The following is a 21,087-nucleotide window of genomic DNA, read 5'->3' as shown; positions in this document are numbered from 1 at the left end:
TTACTTCGACTCCTTCTCTTTGTAAATTTCATATTGTTCTGCTAAATTTTGAGGCATTTCTTCATACATGATATCCATTAGAGAAGTAACAGTTTGTTTTTCTGTATTGTCAGCCTCTTTAATAGCTGCTTTTATTTCAGATTTTGCACGTTCAACCACTTCATTCTCTTTGTCTTCATTCCAAAGACCTTTAGCTTCTAAATATTTTCTGAAACGTACTAATGGGTCTTTTTTCTCCCATTCGGCATCTTCATCTGAAGTTCTATAACGAGTAGGATCATCACCAGCCATAGTATGTGGTCCATAACGATAAGTTAAAGTTTCGATAACAGTTGGACCTTCTCCTGCTACTGCACGTTCACGTGCTTCTAATGTTGCTTGATAAACAGCTAAAGCATCCATTCCATCAACTTGAATTCCAGGGATACCAACTGAAATAGCCTTTTGTGCTAATGTTTCTGCAGCTGTTTGTTTACTACGTGGTGTAGAGATGGCATAGTTATTGTTTTGAATTACAAAAATTGCAGGTGCTTTATATGCAGATGCAAAGTTAATTCCTTCATAGAAGTCACCTTGTGATGAACCACCATCACCAGTATAAGTAATTGCCACTGCATTTTTGCCACATTTTTTAAGTCCAAATGCTACACCGGCAGTTTGAATATATTGTGCTCCGATAATGATTTGTGGGCTAAGTGCATTAACTCCCTCAGGGAATTGGTTACCTTTGAAGTGCCCTCTTGAGAATAAGAACGCGTCTGTAAGAGGTAAGCCATGCCAAATAATCTGAGGCACATCACGATAACCAGGTAAAATGAAGTCTTCACTTTCTAAAGCATACTGAGATGCTAATTGTGAAGCTTCTTGACCTGCTGTTGGTGCATAGAAACCTAAACGTCCTTGTCTATTTAATGAAATAGAACGTTGATCAAGAATTCTAGTCCATACCATTCTTTCCATTAATTCCACTAATTGTTCGTCTGTTAAATCAGGTACTAAGTCTTCATTAACGACATTTCCGTCTTCATCCAAAATTTGAACCATTTCAAATTTCGATTGAGTCTCATTTAAAACTTTAACTGCATCGAATTGGGCTTGTAACTTAGGAGCCATTCAATTCACCATACCTTTCCCATGTAAATAGAAATTCATTTTATCCTCCTTAATTGTATCACAAATAAAAATCTCTGTTAAACGATTTCATAAAGTTCTGTTCCACATAAAAATAATACAGTTACATGACCTGTTATATTAAAAATCACGCAACTGTATTAACTCATTATTTATTTTAATTGGTCTACATCCTGTTTTTCTCTTTTTACTTTCTCAATGGCTTTTGAGTATGCATTAAACTTATTATTCATTTCTTTATATGCTTTAGAAAGATCTTTAGATTTTTCGTCTACTTCTGATTGTGTTGCATTATCTTCATTCAAATAAGAAAACAGTTGTTTTTCCTTGTTAAGTGCTTTTTTGTAAGCCTTTGCATAAGCATCGTGTGATTTATATTTTTCTTTAATAGCACTATCAAGTTGTTCAACTTCTTTTTTCTTTGCTTTGTTTTCTACATGTTCAAGATATTGCTTGGCTTGTTTAAATTCTTTTTCAGAATTATCTATAGCCTTCTCTTCTTTTTCAAATTCTTTTTGTCTTTGCTTTACATTTTCAACGATATCTTCAGCTGCTTTTTTACGTGTGCTTTGATCTTTATCATTTACCTTTTTAAATAATTTTTGCTTTTTCTCTTCTAATTCGTTTATTTTTTTACTTACTTGATTAACGGGTTTCTCTTGGTCCATAGCTTTTTGTACTTGATCATCATATTTTTTAATTTCTTTTTTATCTACAGTACATCCAGCTAATAACACTGATGACGTTAGGACAATTGCTACAGTCTTTTTAAAATTCATGAACTGTTACCTCCTCAAAGTTGTTCGCTTGTAATATTAAATAATAAATAATAATAAATCAATATAAAGCTATTATTCTATATTCTAATGCAAACATTTAAAGCTATAAAATCTTTGAGTATCTATTAATGTACTTGTATCTATCATATCTGATATATTATTTAATAAGGAAGGTGTATGACATGATAACAATGAAAGATATTATAAGAGATGGTCATCCAACACTTCGTGAAAAAGCGAAAGAATTAAGCTTCCCACTTTCTAACAATGATAAAGAAACGTTGCGCGCAATGCGTGAATTTCTAATCAATAGTCAGGATGAAGAAACGGCAAAACGTTATGGTCTACGTTCTGGTGTAGGTTTAGCTGCTCCACAAATTAATGAACCAAAGCGTATGATTGCTGTCTACTTACCTGATGATGGAAACGGTAAATCGTATGATTATATGCTCGTAAATCCTAAAATAGTAAGTTACAGTGTACAAGAAGCTTATTTACCAACTGGCGAAGGTTGCCTTAGTGTTGATGAAAACATCCCAGGTTTAGTGCATCGTCATCATAGAGTCACTATTAAAGCTCAAGATATTGATGGAAATGATGTTAAATTACGTCTCAAAGGCTATCCTGCAATTGTATTTCAACACGAAATTGATCATCTAAATGGCATTATGTTTTATGATTATATTGATGCCAATGAACCTCTAAAACCACATGAAGAGGCCGTAGAAGTCTAAATCATGAACTATATTAAAACACTTCATTAAGTTGTATTTTATACTTACTTAATGAAGTGTTTTTTTTAAAGTAATTCAAATGTTATTAAGATTAATTTAAAAACAAGAAAGTACATAGCGAAATAAAACTGCTTTATTTATTCAAAAACATCATGTAAAATATTACTTAACTGAAATCTTAGTAAATTGATACTAATTTCAAATTTTGAACGACATTATTACCCTAGAGAACATATTGGGCAGTGAGATTAAACAAGTATAAAAATTACGTTTAGATTGAGCTGGTATGTTTCTAACAAATTAAATTTAGAACACAAAAATTATTGAAGAATAATACTCTAATGGATATGTAAAAAATCTTTAATAACCCGAGTATACACAACTAGGGTCGTAAAATATAACAATTATAATTTATAGGAGGACAATACAATAATGGCAGTATTTAAAGTATTTTATCAACATAATAAAGATGAAGTCATCGTTCGTGAAAATACTCAAACAATTTATGTTGAGGGACAAACTGAGGAACAAGTAAGACGTTATTTGAAAGATCGAAATTTTAATATTGAATTTATTACTAAATTAGAGGGCGCACACTTAGAATATGAAAAAGAACATTCAACACACTTTAATGTGGAGAACGCCGAATAATGAAACAACTACATTCAAATGAAGTAGGTGTATATGCACTTGGTGGTTTAGGTGAAGTTGGAAAAAATACCTATGCTGTTGAGTACAAAAATGAAATTGTAATCATTGATGCTGGAATCAAATTCCCTGACGATAATCTTTTAGGAATTGATTATGTAATTCCTGATTACACTTACTTAGAACAGAACCAAGATAAGATTGTCGGTCTGTTTATTACTCATGGACACGAAGACCATATAGGTGGTGTGCCCTTCCTATTAAAACAAATTAATGTACCTATTTACGGTGGTCCATTAGCGTTAGGTCTCATTCGCAATAAACTAGAAGAACATCATTTGCTTAGAACGACTGAATTACATGAAATAGATGAAAGTAGCGTAATTAAGTCTAAGCATTTTGAAATTTCTTTCTATCTAACCACACATAGTATTCCAGAAGCATATGGCGTTATAGTCGATACACCTGAAGGTAAAATTGTTCATACGGGAGACTTCAAATTTGACTTTACTCCTGTAGGTGAGCCTGCTAATATAGCTAAAATGGCCCAATTAGGTCATGAAGGTGTGTTGTGCTTACTATCAGACTCAACAAATGCACTAGTTCCAGATTTCACTTTAAGTGAACGTGAAGTTGGACAAAATGTCGATAAAATTTTCAGAAATTGTAAGGGTCGTATTATCTTTGCAACTTTTGCTTCTAATATTTATCGTGTTCAACAAGCCGTTGAAGCAGCAATTAAATATAATCGTAAAATCGTTACATTTGGACGTTCAATGGAAAACAATATCAAAATTGGTATGGAACTAGGATATATCAAAGCGCCACCAGAAACGTTTATAGAGCCTAATAAAATAAATAGTGTACCTAAACACGAGTTACTCATTCTTTGTACTGGTTCTCAAGGTGAACCTATGGCTGCATTATCAAGAATTGCAAATGGTACACATAAGCAAATAAAAATTATACCGGAAGACACTGTAGTATTTAGTTCTTCACCTATTCCAGGTAACACTAAGAGTATTAATCGTACAATTAATGCGTTGTACAAAGCTGGTGCAGATGTGATTCATAGTAAAATATCAAACATTCACACTTCTGGACACGGTTCTCAAGGTGATCAACAATTAATGTTACGTCTGATTCAACCTAAATACTTCCTGCCAATTCACGGTGAATATCGTATGCTTAAAGCTCATGGCGAGACTGGTGTTCAATGCGGTGTTGATGAAGATAATGTATTTATTTTCGATATCGGTGATGTACTTGCCTTAACTCATAATTCTGCACGAAAAGCAGGAAGAATTCCTTCCGGCAATGTACTCGTTGATGGCAGTGGTATAGGTGATATTGGCAATGTTGTCATCAGAGATCGTAAATTACTTTCAGAAGAAGGGTTAGTTATTGTTGTTGTGAGCATTGACTTTAATACTAACAAATTACTATCTGGCCCTGATATTATTTCACGTGGTTTTGTTTATATGCGTGAATCTGGTCAATTAATTTATGATGCTCAACGTAAAATTAAAGGCGATGTCATTTCTAAACTTAACAGCAATAAAGATATTCAATGGCATCAAATTAAATCTTCAATTATCGAAACATTACATCCTTATCTTTATGAAAAAACAGCTCGAAAACCTATGATTTTACCTGTGATAATGAAAGTAAATGAAGATAAATAAACACTTAAATATATTTAGTCAAGTTACAATGAATTTATACTACTTTAAATGTTTCCATCACTCTAATAATATTAGATATTTTTAGTAGTAATTAATTATTTTGAGTTATTCATTTAATACGATTTGAGATTATATCTTCTATCTTTGAATTTCTTATAAAAAAAGAAGTATAGAACTTAAAGTTCTTAAACTAGTAAAAAGAGACAATTGCTATATTATTTCATATAGCAATTGTCTCTTTTATAATTTTCAAACTATAATAAGCTTGTTGAGATACTATCTTACTTATATAAGTTCCTTTAATACAAATCCTATTCCTTCTTTGACTAGCTAATTGTTTTATGGTTTAGGTTCAGAAAATTTCTTAAAGTAATGTCTCTATATTCCAATCAGAAAATACTGATTATGTATAGAACATATAAAACTACTTTTAACAACATTTTACGATGATATAATGGATTGTATCACAATGGTGTTCAATTTCATTTAACTCGGGATCTATAATTGTTTCAATAATATCATTCACATGCTAAACATATCATTTATGGAGATGAGTACTGAAGTTTCTATTAGTATGGTAAATTGAGTCATGTTATAACCTTTATTCACAAAGTATGTCATACAATACTTAGTATTGTATAAATAGAGAAAAGCAGTAAGGTAATTTTCAATCAGAAAATATCTTACTGCTTTTTTGGGATTAATGTCCCAGTTTACTTTTTATAATTTTGAAATATTTATTTACAGGAATAACATTTAATAGAAGTACAAATAATTAAGTGTACTTTATTATGTTTAAGCCTAAAATAATACAATTTTATTAATCTATTTAAATACTTAAAAAGATTCAACATTATAAACTAGATTTTCATTTACGATATTCTAAAAACAAAAAGAAACAAATTTCACTTTTCAACAATTCACTTATGCTGTACAGATACATCAATTTAAAATTGGATTATGCAAACATTTACTTACTTATATTTTTTTCAAAGCGACCTAAGTCATTATCATGACCAATCATAATTAAAATGTCCCCTATTTCAATATTGATGTTAGGATCCGGAGAAACTATAAATTCTTTAGCTCTTTTAATTGCTATAATGTTAATACCATATTGCGCTCGAATATCTAATTCAATAATTGTTTGACCTGCCATTTTTTCTGTAGATTTTAATTCAACGATTGAATGCTCATCAGCAAGTTCTAAGTAATCAAGTACACTAGCACTAGCAACGTTATGAGCAATACGTCTTCCCATATCTCTTTCAGGGTGCACAACAGTGTCAGCACCTATTTTATTTAAAATCTTAGCATGATAATCATTTTGAGCTTTAGCAGTAACCTTTTTGACACCTAATTCTTTAAGAATTAACGTCGTTAGTGTACTAGATTGTATATTCTCACCAATAGCGACAATAACATGATCGAAATTACGTATTCCTAAACTCTTCATTACTGCCTCATCAGTTGTATCAGCAACAACAGCATGTGTTGCTATATCGCTATATTCGTTAACACGATTTTCGTCTCTATCAATAGCCATAACATCCATGTCTAATGCGTTAAGTTCTCTAACAATACTACCGCCAAAACGCCCTAGTCCAATTACGACATACTCTTTATCCATATTCGTCCTCCACTATATAAAAGAGGAATGATTACTAACATTCCTCAGAGTCTTATTATTTCTTTCCTTCCACATATGCTTTGTCGAAAACAAATAATCTTAATAATAATATTAACGATGGAATTAATAAAAGTAAACCTAAAACAAAAACAATAACTAATGATAATCCCATTTCCGGATTGACATGAGAGTCTGTAATTTTAATAAACGGATAAAGTAAATATGGAAGTTTACTCATTCCGTAGCCAAAGAATGCAAATAACATTTGCAATATAACCATGATAAAAGCTAGACCGTGTTTCTTTTTAAATATAGTCAGTAATCCAGCTATTATAAAAAATATAAAGCTGATTGCAAACATCCACCAATAATTAAAAATAGCAGTTCTAAAGTGATCAGAATTTTGAATTCTAAGAGATAAGAAAACAAATAATGAAATCACAATCATAGGTGGCCCCCAAAAAATATGCCATTGTCGTGTCATATCATAAGCTGGTTGATCATTTGCTTTATGAGCATAATATGTTAAAAAACCTGATGAAATATAGAGAACTGAAATTATGGCTAAGAATACTACAGACCATGCAAATGGACTTAATAATAATTGTATCCAGTCTAAATCAATATGTGTGCCATGCTCATAGATATAACCACCTTCTGAAATTGTTAGAGCAGTTGCTAGAGAGGCTGGAATTAATAGACCTGTTAAACCATATAATACAATCCAGGGCAGTTTAGTATCTTGACCATAATTTTCAAAAGCATAAAAACTACTTCGTATAGAAATAAGAATTAAAGCTATTGATCCAGGAACTAATAAAACTGTTCCTAAGTATTTAGCAGAATCAGGAAAAAAACCAATAAATCCTACAAAAAAGAAAACGAAAAAGACATTTGTAACTTCCCAAACTGGATTGAGGTATCTATGGATTAAATGATTAACCTTTTTCTCATTACCTGTCATTTTAGAATGCAATGCGAAAAATCCTGCACCAAAATCAATGGAGGCGATGATAATATAACAAAATAAAAATACCCATAATACTGTTATACCGATATAAGCGTAAATCATTTTGTTTCACCTCTCTCTTCAATCACTTTTTCTACATCTTTATAAGCAGGTTGATTTTTAAACATTCTAATTAGTACATAAGCCGAAGTAACTAGTAATAAAAGATATAGTAAACCGAATAACGTCGTTACTAATGTGATTCCCCCCGCCTGGGTAGCCGCCTCTGATACGCGCATATATCCTCGTATAATCCACGGTTGACGACCCATTTCAGTTAAGAACCAACCAAATTCTATCGCTAACATTGATGCGGGACCAGTTAACAAGATAGCGTATAACATCACACTACTAGTTACATATTTACGTAACTTTTTAACAATTAAAAATAACATATAGAGTCCTGAAATGATAAAACAGAATATTCCCATTGATACCATCAAATCGAAAAAGTAATGAACTATCATAGGAGGTAATTCATTTTTAGGAAATTCATTTAAACCTTTAACTTTTGTATTAAAACTATTATCTGCTAAAAAACTAAGTAATCCAGGAATCTCTAGTGCTCCTGAAACTTCATGTGTTTTTTCATTTAATACACCGAAAAGAACTAAATTCGCATGTGATTGCGTATCATAATGCCACTCATATGCTGCAAGCTTATCTGGTTGAACTTTGTGTAAAAATTTAGCAGATAAATCTCCTGCAATCATCGAAAGAACGGTATTGATGAATCCAACAATCATGCTTAAATTAAGAGCTTTTGTATGGTATATTCTATCTTCTTTATGATTATGACGTAATAATTTAAACGCTGCGATGGCAGCTAATATAAACGCCATCGTCATACCTGCAGTTGCAACTACATGTAAAGCACGAACCATAAACGATGAATTAAACATTGCTTCTAATGGTTGAACATTTACCATTCGACCATTTTTAATTTCAAAACCCGCTGGGGTATTCATAAATGAATTGACTGATGTAATAAAGAATGCAGAGAATGAACCTCCTATAATGACGGGTATAGATATGAAAAAATGTGTCCATTTATTTTTAAATCTTTCCCAAGTATATAAATAAATACTTAAAAAGATTGCTTCAAAAAAGAATGCAAAAGTTTCCATGAATAGTGGTAAAGCAATAACATGACCGCCCATTTTCATAAACGTTGGCCAGACAAGTGAAAGTTGTAAACCAATAATGGTACCTGTAACGACGCCAACAGCAACGGTTATTGTGTAGCCTTTCGACCATCTTTTAGCCAATGTAATATAATTCGCATCATTTTTCTTTATGCCAATAAACTCTGCTATTGCAAACATAAGTGGCATACCAACACCAATTGTTGCAAATATGATATGCACTGCAAGTGTCATACCCGTCAACAATCGAGCTATTTCAACTGAATCCATCTATAAATCACCCTTCATTTTTATTTTTTAGTTATTGGAGTGACAAGTGATTAAAATTATAAGTCCTTAGTACTATTGAACTAAATTAAATTGCTTTAAATCATTGTGACGATTTTATGTCTTTTCACACAACGTTCACAAAGTTGAAATGACGTCTCTTTTTTTATATAGTGTTGTAAGATAAATCATGAGAGGATGTAATGTATGACTGATACAGTGATTATTTATACACAAGATGACTGTCCACCTTGTGCTTTTATTAAAAATTATTTAGTAAATAAAAATATCAAATTTACAGAAAAAAATATCAAAAATCAAAAATATAAAAATGAAATGATGAATTACGATGCATTTGCAACACCTTTTATTTTGCTTAAAGGGATACCTATGTATCAAGTAGATATGGAAAAATTGAATTATGAATTGAATATTACACCTTAATTTCTATTTTTAATTTTCGCGTGTTTAATTTCAAATTTTCAAACTAGCTAAACAAATATTGTCATCTTCAAGTAATTTATTAAATCAATATAATATATTAAAAAAATATTCTAGGACATATTTTGCAGAAAAATAGAATTTAACAAACTAATATGATTTAAACCATTATAAAAAGACAATTTCTATATTATTTTAATAGAAATTGTCTTTTTCTAGTCTAAGAACTTTATGTCTTATACTCTTAAAATATTCTTTTTAAAGTCAATTATTTAGCCAATTGGTTAACTAATTCAACGACTTCCTCTTGCGTTGAGCATTCAACAGCTCTATTAGCAAGTTCAGCCATTTCATTTTTACTTAAACCATTGATTTGTCTTCTAGCTTTTAGGATAGAAGTCGCACTCATTGAGAACTCATCTAAACCTAAACCTAATAATAAAGGCACAGCTGTTTGATCTCCAGCCATTTCACCACACATACCAGTCCATTTACCTTCTTTATGAGAAGCTTCAATAACTTGTTTAACTAATCGTAAAATTGAAGGATTATATGGTTGATATAAGTATGAAACTCGTTCAGACATACGGTCAGCAGCTAATGTGTATTGAATTAAGTCATTCGTTCCTATACTAAAGAAATCTACCTCTTTAGCAAATACATCAGCAAGTGCCGCGGTAGCTGGAATTTCAACCATAATACCTAATTCAATATCATCTGAAACTTCGTAACCTTCGCGAAGAAGATTTTCTTTCTCTTCAAGAAGTATTGATTTAGCGTCACGGAATTCTTTAATTGTTGCTACCATAGGGAACATAATATTCAATTTCCCATAAACTGAAGCACGTAGTAATGCACGTAATTGTGGTCTAAAGATTTCCGGCTGTGCTAAACATAAACGTATCGCACGATAACCTAAGAATGGATTCATTTCTTTAGGTAAATCTAAGTATGGAAGCTCCTTATCTCCGCCGATATCTAAAGTACGTACAACTACACGTTTACCGTCCATAGTTTCAAGTACCTTTTTATAAGCCTCGAATTGTTCTTCCTCAGTAGGCATTTGGTCTCTACCCATGTACAAGAATTCTGTACGGTATAAACCAATCCCTTGTGCACCGTTATCAATAACTCCTGATAAGTCATCTGGAGTACCAATATTAGCAGCTAGTTCAGCATGGACACCGTCAACTGTTACTGTATCAGCATCACGCAATTTTTGAAGTTCTTTCTTATCTTCAAAGAAACGCTCACGTTTGTTTTGATAAGCAATTAACTCATCTTCTGTAGGATCAATGATAACATCTCCGGACATACCATCTACAATAATCATATCACCTTGTTTAACTTCTTCAGTGATAGATTTAGTACCGACAACAGCTGCAATCTCTAAAGAACGACTCATAATTGCAGAGTGGCTGGTTCTACCACCAATATTAGTTACAAAACCTTGAACAAATTCTTTATTCAACTGTGCTGTATCTGAAGGTGTGAGGTCATTACCTACAATGACAGCACTTTCATTGATTAAACTAGGATTAGGTAAATCTACACCTAGAATATGAGCCAATACACGTTTAGAAACATCTCTGATATCAGCTGCACGTTCTTTCATGTATTCATTATCCATTGACTCAAAAATAGAAATAAATTGTGTCGTTACTTCATCCAAACCAGTTGCAGCATTGACTTTGTCATTTCTAATTTTGTCTTGAATGGGTTGTATTAATTCTGGATCATCTAAAACAAGTAAATGTGCATCAAAAATCGCTGCTTTATCAGCACCTAATTGAGCTTCGGCATTATTTCTTATTTTAGTTAATTCAATTTTTGAAGCTTCGATAGCGTCATTAAACTTATCAACTTCACTTTCTGTGTCAGTAACTTTTTCGTTACTGTCATAAGATAAGTCTGGCTCTACAATTAAGTAAGCTTTTGCGATTGCAACACCATCTGATGCAGCAATCCCTTTAATTAATTTAGACATAATTATTCAGCTAAACCTTCTTTTGATAAGACATCAGTGATAGATTGAATTGCGTCAGTTTCATCGCTACCGTCAGCATAAATAGTTATTTCAGCATCTTTACCTACACCTAAGCTCATTACACCCATGATTGATTTTAAATTAACTTTCTTCCCGTTATATTCTAATTGAATATCTGAATCAAATTTTGATGCAGTTTGTACTAGCATTGTAGCAGGGCGAGCATGAATCCCTGTTTCGTCTGTGATTACATATGATTTTTGTTCCATATTAAACTCTCCTTTGTACAGTTAGAATCTTCAATATTATTACAATCTAACAAAATATTTACAACTTAACTTTACCAAAACCTATAGCTAAATTCAATTCGTTTAAAATCGTTTTCAGCATATAAATTTTGCACCTCGAGACGATTATAACACTTCTATAAGTTATTGATAACTTTTTCACATTTATTGATATGATCTTTACCCAATTTGCTCATAAAATAATAGCTAATGGATGCAGATACAGCTTGCCCAACAAACGGGAACCATTTTGTTTGTTTGGCAGCTGCTCGTTTAGCTACATCTTTAATCACAACTTTAAGCAACGCCTCTGATACCTTACGTCCAATAAATTGACTTCCTTGAATTGCTGCTGCAGACATAATTCTTTCTTTCACTTGATCACTTAGTGAATTAACTTGATCGTGATCTAAACCATAAATTTTATTTACATCCTCTATAATATCTCTCATTAGTTTAAGATCTACTCCAAAATCAAGTCCTGGAATAGGAACTATACTAGCACCGGAGGAAAGTAGCGATTTCTTTTTAACTAAAGTTTCAGCTCTCTCTCTACGTTGTCTAAGTTCTTCCTGTGTAGTTGGCAAATCACCTTTCTCTTTAATTTCCTCTATGTTCAATAATGAGTTCCCTACTTTATTTGTAATATTATTAGTTAGTTTACTTCTAATTCCCATTTAATGACATCCTTTCAAATAATACTTTAACAGTGATTTATACCCATATTTATAGAAAATTAATTTTTTATTGTTACAAATACTGCTTTTAAATATTTTGAAGGTTTGTAGTGAGGATGAGTTTTAAAATCTTTAGGTAACCCCATTACTTCATTTATTTCATATTCAATATTATTTTGGGCTAGTGTTTTCTTTATTACATTTTTAAATGCCTTAAGAGAAAATGCACTTGAATTGGTACATAATAGTAAAGTACCTCCAGGCGATAAAATGTTAAGGGCTCCTTCAATTAATAAATTATAATCTTTTTGAACTGAAAAAGTTTTTTTCTTATTTCTCGCAAAGCTAGGTGGATCAATAACAATTGTATCGTATTGATGCCCATGTCGTCCTGCATAATTATAAAAATCAAACGTATCCATAACATAAATATATTGAGATTTAGGGTTGATACCATTTAAACCAAAATTTTCTTCAGTTAGCCCTCTAGAGCGATTTGCTAAGTCTACACTTGTTGTTGAGTTTGCATTTTCAGCTGCTATTACTGAAAACGCTCCAGTGTAACTGAATAAGTTAAGTACATGTCTTCTTTCTGAAAACTGATCTCTTAATTTTTTTCTAACTTCTTTTTGATCTAAAAATATACCAGTCATAAGACCATCATTTAGGTCTACGTTATAAAAAGTAAAATTTTCTTCTATAACGATAGGAAATTCAGGAGCATTACCTTCTACAAAGCCACCAGTGTAGGAAGAACCTTTAAAACGCATTTTCTCAAAAATTGAAGTGTATTCATATACTTCTTTGATTGCTTCTAAGATAGGAAATCTAAATTTATATATGCCTTTCGAATACCATTGAATTAAAAGATGTCCATTATAATTATCAATTGTCAGACCACCTACACCGTCACCTTCAGCATTAAATAATCTAAATGCGTTTGTACCTTCTATATTGAAATAGTATTGTCGCTCTTTTAATGCAGCTTCAAATAAACGTCTAAAAAACAAAGTGTTAATCTCTTCATTTTGATTATAACTCAATACCCACCCTAATCCTTTATGTTGTCTTCCAATATATCCAGTAGCTATATATTGTTGTTGCTCTGTCACCAGCGTTATCAAATCACCTTCTTTAAGATGATCATGTTCAAATAAATCTTCTTCATCTATTAATGGATAGTGGTTTAAATACTTTATTTCTTTGCCTTTATTTAGCGTAGCAAGTTTCATAAATGAATACCTCTCTTAATTTTTATCACTGTTAGTTATGATAATTTTGTTTCGTAAATCCAGTTAACACCATATAATTTCATCATCATTTTAACAAATAACTTTAGGGAATCACACAAAAAAAGAGTGGGACGAAATTCATTCTGAATTCACTATCCCACCCATGAAATGTATTGCTCACATAGAAATTTTTCTGTGAATATTTCTTACTGTTCATTGAATATAAAGCTAGATAAATACAATCATTGATTTGAAAAGTTAAGTATTTTTACCAATGATTAATGTTTATAAATCAAATTTAACCCATTTATTTTTCTCTCAACTGTAAAGAATAAGCAACAATCATTGCAATAAGCATTAATAACAAGATTGGCGTAATGAAAATTGATAATAATAATCCATGTACCATAATATTGATAAATTCTGTAAGAAATTTAAAGAATAAAATACTGCCCATAAAGAGTTGTAAATAATAATATTTATCCCTTAAATAATAAGTTAATGTAGTTGCAATATAAATAATAATAATGAAAAGTAGCAACAATAACGTTACCCACTCAACTACATATTGCGTTTGTGATAACTCCCATTCACCAGTTAAGAATAATGCATTTCTATTATTAAATTCTAGAAAAGCAAAAAACAGAATAATTACACCACAAAACAATTGAACATACATAGGTTTAACCCATTTAGGTTTTTTCATCCAATTTGGAATATCGTCCTCTTGTATATCTACTATGCTGTTAATTTTTTGCTTAAACTTGTCCCTTTTGGCTCTAATTTTATCTAAATCAACACTTCTTTTGGTCTTACGTGCATACTCGGTTGTCTTATCTTGTAGTTGTTTTAAGTGAACTTTAGTTTGATTAGATACATTGCCTTTATTAGTTCTTGAAAGTTCAGGTTCCTCTTCGCCTAACTCTTCTTTAGTAAGTGGTAATGAACGTCTTAAGAATAAGAAATTCCATATAGCCATTTGACCTAATAACCACATAATAATGAAGAATGTATTCACACTTAAAATATCAATTGATTCAATTTCATTTGCGTCAATACGTCCATATAGCGAAATTTGTGTAATAAGATAACTCATTCCATAAGTTACAATAATCCACATATAATGGTTCTTACGATTGTCTTGGTTCAACTCATCTTTATAAACTATGTAACCAATATGAACTGTAAAAGGAATAATAAAGACGATTGCAAAAAAGCCATACACTTGTGTCATTAGCAATAATGTAATGATAAAGTACATAATGCCAATAACTAAAAAGAAAATTGAAATGTCATAATCGTATTTAATAGTTCTAAATAAAGTGTGACCTAACAACATCACTAAAATACCAAATACGATGATTACTATGGCACTTGTAATTGGAAAGCCACCAATAAATTTGCTCATCACTTTTATAATCTCGGCAAAAAAGGCATTTAGGAATTCCCATACGTTATGCACATGCGTATCAACCTTTTTGTCACCTTTAAATTGTTTGATTAAAGGTAAGTTAATAAAAATAATGAGACCTGTAAAAAGTGAAACGATACCGATAATATAACTAAATATAATTTCGGTGTGTTTCCTAAGAAAAGACATACTGTTCACCTCAAAATTATTATATATGAAGATTGTTTAATTGTCTTTAAAATATCATGAAATACATCTATAGACCTACAAACGTTTATTAATAGAATAACGGGGTAAACCATTTGTGTAAACAGAAATCCTATTAAAGAGGTGAATTTTTATGACAAATAAAGAATTTGAAAAAAAATCAGCAGAAAAAGCCAAAGAAGTAGAAGAAAAGCTTAAAGAACAAAACGAAGAAAAAACAGATGATATCGAACAAACTAAGAAAGATATTCAAGATACACTAGATTAATTTTACTAATGATATAAGTGGTTATGCTAGATAATAAAAAGATTTGTTAGCATTTAAATCGTTGAATCATTGAGTTCATAAGTAATATAAAAAGACAATTTCTATTAAAATTTTTGATAGAAATTGTCTTTTTTTCGTAATAATACATAAGGCGTTCATCTATGATTATCATTATAATATTATCTTTTAATACAAATCTACGTTATTATTTAACCTTTTTTATTTCATAGTTAACATTTATGTAAATTTCTTTAGAACACTTATTTATTCTAAAGAAATAACATAACCATTTTACGACTACTTTTTCGAAAGATTTGCATCATAGTTCTTAAATCATGACTAATATCATTTATAAATAAAAACTGTCGCCAAAATCCTATATCTTGTAGGACAGTTATATTTATCACTTAATTGCACTATAGTAATTTATGTTTACGTAACAATTCTTCAATAAAAGTACCACGTATTTTCTTCAACACTGTATTTAATACTGATCGTTTGATAAAGTTTTTATTGACAAGTTCATGTAAAGATCTACGATCATTTAATTCATAAAATGCATCCATCAGTACGCGTGCATCAAATTCAGAAGCATAAACTTCAGGTACACCTCTATCAACATCCAATAATTGATAAACAGCTTCCATAGCTGTTCTAACTGAATATTCTGTAGTGAATACCGTATCTCGTTCTGTTTCTGCAAAGTTTCCAATAAATGCTAAGTTTTTAGAGCCATTCGGTACTACTAACGGTCGATCTTTGTATGCTCTAGGCATGAAATATGCAGTTATATACGGCATATAAACAGGAATCGTGTTACATTCCGATTGAGCTAATTCAACAATTTCCTCTTGTGGAACACCCATATGATATAACCATTCTTGACAGATTTCACTACCAGTACTTTCCGTGATTGGCTTTTTAATGAAGTCTCCTTTTTCGTCAGAGTATAATGCGTAAATCCATACACTAACTTGATTTTTAGGTTGTTTCTTAAATTGTTGCTGACGGTTTACTGTAAAACTAAGTTGCCAACTCGAATTAGCTACAGAAATGATACCACCTGTGACTGTCCGACCAGATAAAACATCTCTTTTACACAATTGTTCGATATATGAGATTATCTTTTTATTATCTGTTGTTGCCGTTGCTGATACAAACCAACTTTTAGCTGGAATGTGATCACAAAATTTCTCAGGTCTACCAAATTCTGGACTTTGATTAGCTAAGTTTTTCCATAATGTCCAACTACCACCTAAAGAATGTGTTATAGGAGCAGGGTGGTCGTTATCACCATAGGTTGAACTTTCAGTAATACTTCCGTTAGTAACAAATACCAAGTCATTAACTGTTAACGGGATAGATTCTTCTTTATCATCTCTAGTTAAAATGATTTCTCTAGCAATTTTAGTAGCTGATGTTGCATCAACTAAAATATTATTCACTTGTACTCCAAATTCAAAGTTCACGTTATGTGATTTTAGATATTCTACCATTGGTAATACTAAAGATTCATATTGGTTATATTTAGTGAATTTTAAAGCACTAAAATCTGCCAAACCACCAATATGGTGAACAAAACGCATAAGATATCGACGCATTTCCATTGCTGAATGCCAGGGTTCGAAAGCAAACATTGTTTTCCAATATAACCAAAAATTAGAATTTAAAAAATCTTCAGTGAAAACTTCGGAAATTTTAACATCTTCTAAATCTTCTTCTTTTTTCATACATAAACTTAAAATTTCTTTAATAGCTTTTTTAGACAATGTAAAATCGCCATCAGTATCAATGCGTTTACCACCACTATTAATGGCTCTGCATTTAGAATAGTTAGGATCTTCCTTATTCAACCAATAAAATTCGTCTAACACGGATGCATCAGGTTGTTCTAATGATGGAATACTTCTAAATAAATCCCATAAACATTCAAAATGATTTTCCATTTCTCTACCACCACGTACGACAAAGCCATGATGCTCCATATTAATACCGTCCAAACTTCCGCCTGAGATATCTAACTCTTCCAAAATATGGATATTTTCGCCTTTCATTTGTCCATCTCTAATTAAAAAACATGCTGCAGCTAAAGAAGCTAATCCAGACCCTATTAAATAGGCTGATTTACTATCAACATTTTCAGGTTTTTTAGGTCGAGCAAACGCTTCGTAATTACTATTTGTATAATACATAGAAACATCACTCCAATTAAATAAAAGTTTGAAAATCTGTATGATATCGCTTTCAAGTATATTTTACCCCTCTTTGTGTAATAACACAAACAATTGGTTATTTTTTAATTTAATTCACTTAAAACTATACTAATCTTTTTTATTTAGCTATTTTTAACATCAAATTAAAGATTTGTTAGAAAAATTTAAATCGTTAATTCTATAAACTTCATCATGATACACATTTATTGCAATTCATCTCTAAAATAGTAAATATATTTCTTGTTTAAATAACAATACTTGAAATAACCTTGACAATATATAATAAAAATCATACATTTAAGTTAATTAAATAATTGAACGCACTAGGGGTGTATTCTTTACTGAGATGAGGCCAACCTCAAACCCTTCGAACCTGATCTAGCTAGTTACTAGCGTAGGAAAGTGTTGTTATACATCTAATGAATTATGATTAGATGTTGCTTCTGACGCACAACTTTCCTAGAGATGGTTGTGCGTTTTTTAGGAGGATGTTTTTATGTCAAAAGGTTTAAAACTATCTGAAATTCTTGTGACAGTTTTAATTTCAGTAGTATTTGCCATCATTTATAACTTATGGTGGTTTGTTTACAATATTGTACAAGTTGCGGGTATTCACTTAGAACAACTTACATATGGTGTATGGTTTATGGCAGCAGTCGTTTGTTACTTAATCATTCCTAAGCCAGGTATAGCATTATTAGCAGAAATCGCAGCTGGAGCTGGTGAAACGATTGTCATGGGAAAATTTGATATCCCTACTATCATATATGCGATATTACAGGGACTGGCTTGTGAAATTATATTTGCTATTTTTAAATATAAATCACGTTCTGCTGCTGTAGCAATGCTTGCTGGATTAGCAACTGCTTTAATCTCTTTCCCAGTGGATTACTTCTATGGTTACCTAAACGAAGTTGCTGGATGGAACTTACTACTATTTATCATTTTCCGTTCAATTAGCGGAATTGTATTAGCTGGTTTAGTTTCATACTGGATTGTCAAAGCATTAGATAAAACTGGTGTAACTAAATTCCTCAGACCAGCATCACAACAAGATTACGATAACCTATAAGGGGATTTTTTAATTGTTACGTGTTAAAAATTTACGTTTAAAGTATCCGAATGGAGATAGGAAAATATTCAACAACTTAAATCTTGAGATTAAAAATAAAGAAAAAGTGCTTTTACTCGGTCCTTCCGGATCAGGTAAAAGCACATTACTTAATGTATTAAGTGGAATAGTACCTAATTTAATTGAACTTCCGATGAAATATGATGAATTGAATATTGATCATGATAGTGGCGTTATATTTCAAGATCCAGATAATCAATTTTGTATGCCAAAAGTATATGAGGAACTTGCATTTGTTTTAGAAAATAGAAATATTCCTAGAAGTGAGATGGATCAAGAAATCGAAGACGCGTTAAAGTCTGTAGACCTCAATGTTACTCATAAAACATATGTCAACAATCTAAGTGGTGGTATGAAACAGAAGTTAGCTATTGTTGAAACAATACTACAAAAATCAAAGACACTTTTTTTAGATGAGCCTACTGCAATGCTCGACGTAAAAGCAACTGAAGATTTATGGAAGAAATTAATCAATCTTTGGGAAGATCAAACAGTTTTAATTGTTGAGCATAAGGTTGAACATATTTGGCAACATGTTGACCGCGTATTGTTATTAAATTATGATGGTCAAATTGTTGCTGACGACACCCCTGAACAAATCTTAAATCATTATGAAGGGCTATTAACTGAATACGGAGTTTGGCACCCTAGAGCATGGCAGAGTGCACCACGCCCCATCCCATTACCTAATCAAACAAAGAATCTCTTATTTCATTTTGACGACGGGCAAATTATTAGAGGTAAAAAGACACTTTTTTCATCCAAGGAGCTTAAACTGTATTCAGGTGAATGGTTAACAATCACTGGTAAAAATGGCGCTGGTAAAACCTCTTTACTAGAAGCTATGTTACAACTAATTAAATATGAAGGTAACATGTTTTATCGCGACCAATTATTATCTAAAATTAAACAAGCGGCAAAGCATATGTATTTGGTATATCAGAATCCTGAATTACAATTTATTACGAATTCTGTTTATGATGAAGTGTATATTCATTATAATCACTTAGATCCTAAGCATGCGAATGATGAAACTATGGATTTATTAAAATTATTACATTTAGATCAAGTTAAGGATCATCATCCTTTTGAAATATCAACAGGTCAAAAGCGTCGTTTAAGTGTTGCAACAGCATTAAGTTCAAAGGCAGAGATTATTTTATTAGATGAGCCAACATTCGGCCTAGATAGTCATAATACATTTCAACTTATCAAGTTATTTCAAGAACGCGTTAATCAAGGTCAAACAATTATCATGGTGACACATGATCCAGAAATTATTAAACGATATCCAACAAGACGATTACGCGTGGAAGATGGGTGTCTTAAAGAAATGGAAGGTGAACACATTGTTTGAAAGATGGAAAAAACGCCACACCTTCGTTGATGATGTAAATATCATTACTAAGTTACTTTTAGGTATCGCATTATTCTTTTTCATTATATTTATCCATAACTTTGACTTTATGATTTATATCGTTATATTAATGTTTATGTTCTTACTTTTATTTAACGGTACAGAATTTAAAATAACTGCCATTTTTATATTAGTCACAACACTCTTTGCCTTGATGTCGTCATTATTTATGATTTTATATGGTGATGGAGAACATATGCTTGTAAAATTTGGTATTTTGCAAATAAGTACAGAAAGTATTGTACGAGGTCTTCATCTATCTATGAGAACAATTACCGTTTCAATGTTTGGTATACTAATCGCACTGACTTCACAAATTGTAATGATTTTTTATAGTTTAATGCAACATTTAAAGGTGAAGCCTAAATTTGCTTATGCTTTTATGGCAGCGATTAGAATGGTTCCACTTATAATAAGTTCTCTTATTCAATTAAGACGGTCCCTAAAAATGCGTTATCAAATGATAGATGCATCTAACTATAAAGGAATCAAGCGTCTTAACCACTTGGTCATACCTTTATTAAGTCAAAATATTCGACGTGCACATCAACTTTCTGTTGCAATGGAGTCTAAAGGCTTTAAAGATGGTCCAAGAACATACTACTATCGGGTTCCATTTTCATATAAAGATATCATCTTTGTTGCTTGTATATTAATTATCATTACTTTGTCATTTGTCTTATCATCATACCTTCCAATTACCGGTATTCATGATGTCCGTTTTGGACAATTAGACTAATAATTACACACCCAATATTTAATTAAAAGTAAATATTCATTTTATTCC

At 31.2% G+C, this 21,087-nt stretch carries 19 protein-coding genes and 1 riboswitch; of the genes, 8 read left to right on the top strand and 11 right to left on the bottom strand.

All coding sequences use genetic code 11. From position 1 onward, the window contains the following. A complete protein-coding gene (gene pdhA / locus HMPREF2897_RS09405; RefSeq protein WP_070593057.1) occupies nucleotides 1–1,113 on the bottom strand; it encodes a pyruvate dehydrogenase (acetyl-transferring) E1 component subunit alpha in 1,113 nt (370 codons plus the stop codon). A gap of 170 nt (nucleotides 1,114–1,283) precedes the next feature. Further along, nucleotides 1,284–1,910: a YkyA family protein gene (locus tag HMPREF2897_RS09400; protein WP_002446170.1), complete on the bottom strand. Its 627-nt coding sequence runs from the start codon at nucleotides 1,908–1,910 to the stop codon at nucleotides 1,284–1,286. 182 nt (nucleotides 1,911–2,092) lie between these two features. On the opposite strand from HMPREF2897_RS09400, the gene def reads away from it, so the two are divergent. The 3 genes from def to rnjA all read left to right on the top strand — a co-directional run bounded on the left by def (nucleotide 2,093) and on the right by rnjA (nucleotide 4,977). Next, a complete protein-coding gene (gene def, locus HMPREF2897_RS09395) occupies nucleotides 2,093–2,644 on the top strand; it encodes a peptide deformylase (protein WP_002457448.1) in 552 nt (183 codons plus the stop codon). A gap of 432 nt (nucleotides 2,645–3,076) precedes the next feature. Beyond that, complete coding sequence (locus HMPREF2897_RS09390; RefSeq protein ID WP_001831646.1) at nucleotides 3,077–3,295, top strand: DNA-dependent RNA polymerase subunit epsilon; 219 nt, start codon at nucleotides 3,077–3,079, stop codon at nucleotides 3,293–3,295. Further along, complete coding sequence (gene rnjA, locus HMPREF2897_RS09385; protein ID WP_070593055.1) at nucleotides 3,295–4,977, top strand: ribonuclease J1; 1,683 nt, start codon at nucleotides 3,295–3,297, stop codon at nucleotides 4,975–4,977. Before HMPREF2897_RS09390 ends, rnjA begins: the two co-directional genes overlap by 1 nt. 970 nt (nucleotides 4,978–5,947) lie before the next feature. On the opposite strand, the gene HMPREF2897_RS09380 is transcribed toward rnjA, so the two are convergent. Genes HMPREF2897_RS09380 through HMPREF2897_RS09370 form a run of 3 tightly spaced genes read right to left on the bottom strand, consistent with a single transcriptional unit; the run spans nucleotide 5,948 to nucleotide 9,031 of the window. Next, nucleotides 5,948–6,607, bottom strand: coding sequence for a potassium channel family protein (locus HMPREF2897_RS09380; RefSeq protein WP_001831652.1), 660 nt, complete (start codon nucleotides 6,605–6,607; stop codon nucleotides 5,948–5,950). 55 nt (nucleotides 6,608–6,662) lie between these two features. Continuing rightward, nucleotides 6,663–7,679, bottom strand: coding sequence for a cytochrome d ubiquinol oxidase subunit II (locus HMPREF2897_RS09375; protein ID WP_002446167.1), 1,017 nt, complete (start codon nucleotides 7,677–7,679; stop codon nucleotides 6,663–6,665). Further along, nucleotides 7,676–9,031 carry a cytochrome ubiquinol oxidase subunit I gene (locus HMPREF2897_RS09370; RefSeq protein WP_002490068.1) on the bottom strand — a complete coding sequence of 452 codons (1,356 nt, stop codon included), beginning with the start codon at nucleotides 9,029–9,031 and terminating at the stop codon, nucleotides 7,676–7,678. The genes HMPREF2897_RS09375 and HMPREF2897_RS09370 overlap by 4 nt, the downstream gene beginning before the upstream one ends. A gap of 204 nt (nucleotides 9,032–9,235) precedes the next feature. Here HMPREF2897_RS09370 and HMPREF2897_RS09365 point away from each other — a divergent pair, with 204 nt between their 5' ends. Continuing rightward, complete coding sequence (locus tag HMPREF2897_RS09365; RefSeq protein WP_002446165.1) at nucleotides 9,236–9,472, top strand: glutaredoxin family protein; 237 nt, start codon at nucleotides 9,236–9,238, stop codon at nucleotides 9,470–9,472. A gap of 265 nt (nucleotides 9,473–9,737) precedes the next feature. Here the strand turns inward: HMPREF2897_RS09365 and ptsP are convergent, their stop codons facing one another. From ptsP to auxA, 5 genes are all read right to left on the bottom strand, one after another. After that, a complete protein-coding gene (ptsP, locus tag HMPREF2897_RS09360; protein WP_002446164.1) occupies nucleotides 9,738–11,456 on the bottom strand; it encodes a phosphoenolpyruvate--protein phosphotransferase in 1,719 nt (572 codons plus the stop codon). 2 nt (nucleotides 11,457–11,458) lie between these two features. Beyond that, a complete protein-coding gene (locus HMPREF2897_RS09355; RefSeq protein ID WP_001831726.1) occupies nucleotides 11,459–11,725 on the bottom strand; it encodes a phosphocarrier protein HPr in 267 nt (88 codons plus the stop codon). A gap of 155 nt (nucleotides 11,726–11,880) precedes the next feature. Further along, a complete protein-coding gene (locus tag HMPREF2897_RS09350) occupies nucleotides 11,881–12,420 on the bottom strand; it encodes a hypothetical protein (protein ID WP_001831644.1) in 540 nt (179 codons plus the stop codon). Between the two features lie 59 nt (nucleotides 12,421–12,479). Then, complete coding sequence (locus HMPREF2897_RS09345; RefSeq protein ID WP_002446163.1) at nucleotides 12,480–13,652, bottom strand: class I SAM-dependent rRNA methyltransferase; 1,173 nt, start codon at nucleotides 13,650–13,652, stop codon at nucleotides 12,480–12,482. 307 nt (nucleotides 13,653–13,959) lie between these two features. After that, entirely contained in the window at nucleotides 13,960–15,252 is a 1,293-nt protein-coding gene (gene auxA, locus HMPREF2897_RS09340) for a lipoteichoic acid stability factor AuxA (protein WP_070593053.1), read from the bottom strand. Nucleotides 15,253–15,403: 151 nt separating this feature from the next. Between auxA and graF the strand changes: the two genes are divergently transcribed. Continuing rightward, a complete protein-coding gene (graF, locus tag HMPREF2897_RS13060) occupies nucleotides 15,404–15,538 on the top strand; it encodes a glycopeptide resistance-associated protein GraF (protein ID WP_001831711.1) in 135 nt (44 codons plus the stop codon). 416 nt (nucleotides 15,539–15,954) lie between these two features. Here the strand turns inward: graF and HMPREF2897_RS09330 are convergent, their stop codons facing one another. Beyond that, nucleotides 15,955–17,730, bottom strand: coding sequence for an oleate hydratase (locus tag HMPREF2897_RS09330; protein ID WP_070593052.1), 1,776 nt, complete (start codon nucleotides 17,728–17,730; stop codon nucleotides 15,955–15,957). Between the two features lie 336 nt (nucleotides 17,731–18,066). Beyond that, a riboswitch (TPP riboswitch) is annotated at nucleotides 18,067–18,169 on the top strand. Nucleotides 18,170–18,247: 78 nt separating this feature from the next. Here HMPREF2897_RS09330 and HMPREF2897_RS09325 point away from each other — a divergent pair. Genes HMPREF2897_RS09325 through HMPREF2897_RS09315 form a run of 3 tightly spaced genes read left to right on the top strand, consistent with a single transcriptional unit; the run spans nucleotide 18,248 to nucleotide 21,039 of the window. After that, nucleotides 18,248–18,823 carry an ECF transporter S component gene (locus tag HMPREF2897_RS09325; protein ID WP_070593050.1) on the top strand — a complete coding sequence of 192 codons (576 nt, stop codon included), beginning with the start codon at nucleotides 18,248–18,250 and terminating at the stop codon, nucleotides 18,821–18,823. 13 nt (nucleotides 18,824–18,836) lie between these two features. Next, the gene (locus tag HMPREF2897_RS09320; RefSeq protein ID WP_070593048.1) at nucleotides 18,837–20,240 is read left to right on the top strand and encodes an ABC transporter ATP-binding protein; all 1,404 of its coding nucleotides are present in this window, start codon (nucleotides 18,837–18,839) and stop codon (nucleotides 20,238–20,240) included. Further along, entirely contained in the window at nucleotides 20,233–21,039 is an 807-nt protein-coding gene (locus HMPREF2897_RS09315) for an energy-coupling factor transporter transmembrane component T family protein (RefSeq protein ID WP_002475234.1), read from the top strand. Before HMPREF2897_RS09320 ends, HMPREF2897_RS09315 begins: the two co-directional genes overlap by 8 nt. The last annotated feature ends 48 nt before the right edge of the window (nucleotides 21,040–21,087 follow it).

This window comes from Staphylococcus sp. HMSC065D05 (assembly GCF_001813195.1).
Classification (GTDB): Bacteria; Bacillota; Bacilli; order Staphylococcales; family Staphylococcaceae; genus Staphylococcus; species Staphylococcus epidermidis.
The sequence above is the reverse complement of the archived record's forward strand: the minus strand, read 5'-3'. Positions and strand labels throughout refer to the sequence as shown.

Bases quoted from the DNA above. Each gene is read 5' to 3' on its own strand.
- pdhA (WP_070593057.1), bottom strand. From the start codon at position 1,113: ATGGCTCCTAAGTTACAAGCCCAATTCGATGCAGTTAAAGTTTTAAAT.
- HMPREF2897_RS09400 (WP_002446170.1), bottom strand. From the start codon at position 1,910: ATGAATTTTAAAAAGACTGTAGCAATTGTCCTAACGTCATCAGTGTTA.
- def (WP_002457448.1), top strand. From the start codon at position 2,093: ATGATAACAATGAAAGATATTATAAGAGATGGTCATCCAACACTTCGT.
- HMPREF2897_RS09390 (WP_001831646.1), top strand. From the start codon at position 3,077: ATGGCAGTATTTAAAGTATTTTATCAACATAATAAAGATGAAGTCATC.
- rnjA (WP_070593055.1), top strand. From the start codon at position 3,295: ATGAAACAACTACATTCAAATGAAGTAGGTGTATATGCACTTGGTGGT.
- HMPREF2897_RS09380 (WP_001831652.1), bottom strand. From the start codon at position 6,607: ATGGATAAAGAGTATGTCGTAATTGGACTAGGGCGTTTTGGCGGTAGT.
- HMPREF2897_RS09375 (WP_002446167.1), bottom strand. From the start codon at position 7,679: ATGATTTACGCTTATATCGGTATAACAGTATTATGGGTATTTTTATTT.
- HMPREF2897_RS09370 (WP_002490068.1), bottom strand. From the start codon at position 9,031: ATGGATTCAGTTGAAATAGCTCGATTGTTGACGGGTATGACACTTGCA.
- HMPREF2897_RS09365 (WP_002446165.1), top strand. From the start codon at position 9,236: ATGACTGATACAGTGATTATTTATACACAAGATGACTGTCCACCTTGT.
- ptsP (WP_002446164.1), bottom strand. From the start codon at position 11,456: ATGTCTAAATTAATTAAAGGGATTGCTGCATCAGATGGTGTTGCAATC.
- HMPREF2897_RS09355 (WP_001831726.1), bottom strand. From the start codon at position 11,725: ATGGAACAAAAATCATATGTAATCACAGACGAAACAGGGATTCATGCT.
- HMPREF2897_RS09350 (WP_001831644.1), bottom strand. From the start codon at position 12,420: ATGGGAATTAGAAGTAAACTAACTAATAATATTACAAATAAAGTAGGG.
- HMPREF2897_RS09345 (WP_002446163.1), bottom strand. From the start codon at position 13,652: ATGAAACTTGCTACGCTAAATAAAGGCAAAGAAATAAAGTATTTAAAC.
- auxA (WP_070593053.1), bottom strand. From the start codon at position 15,252: ATGTCTTTTCTTAGGAAACACACCGAAATTATATTTAGTTATATTATC.
- graF (WP_001831711.1), top strand. From the start codon at position 15,404: ATGACAAATAAAGAATTTGAAAAAAAATCAGCAGAAAAAGCCAAAGAA.
- HMPREF2897_RS09330 (WP_070593052.1), bottom strand. From the start codon at position 17,730: ATGTATTATACAAATAGTAATTACGAAGCGTTTGCTCGACCTAAAAAA.
- HMPREF2897_RS09325 (WP_070593050.1), top strand. From the start codon at position 18,248: ATGTCAAAAGGTTTAAAACTATCTGAAATTCTTGTGACAGTTTTAATT.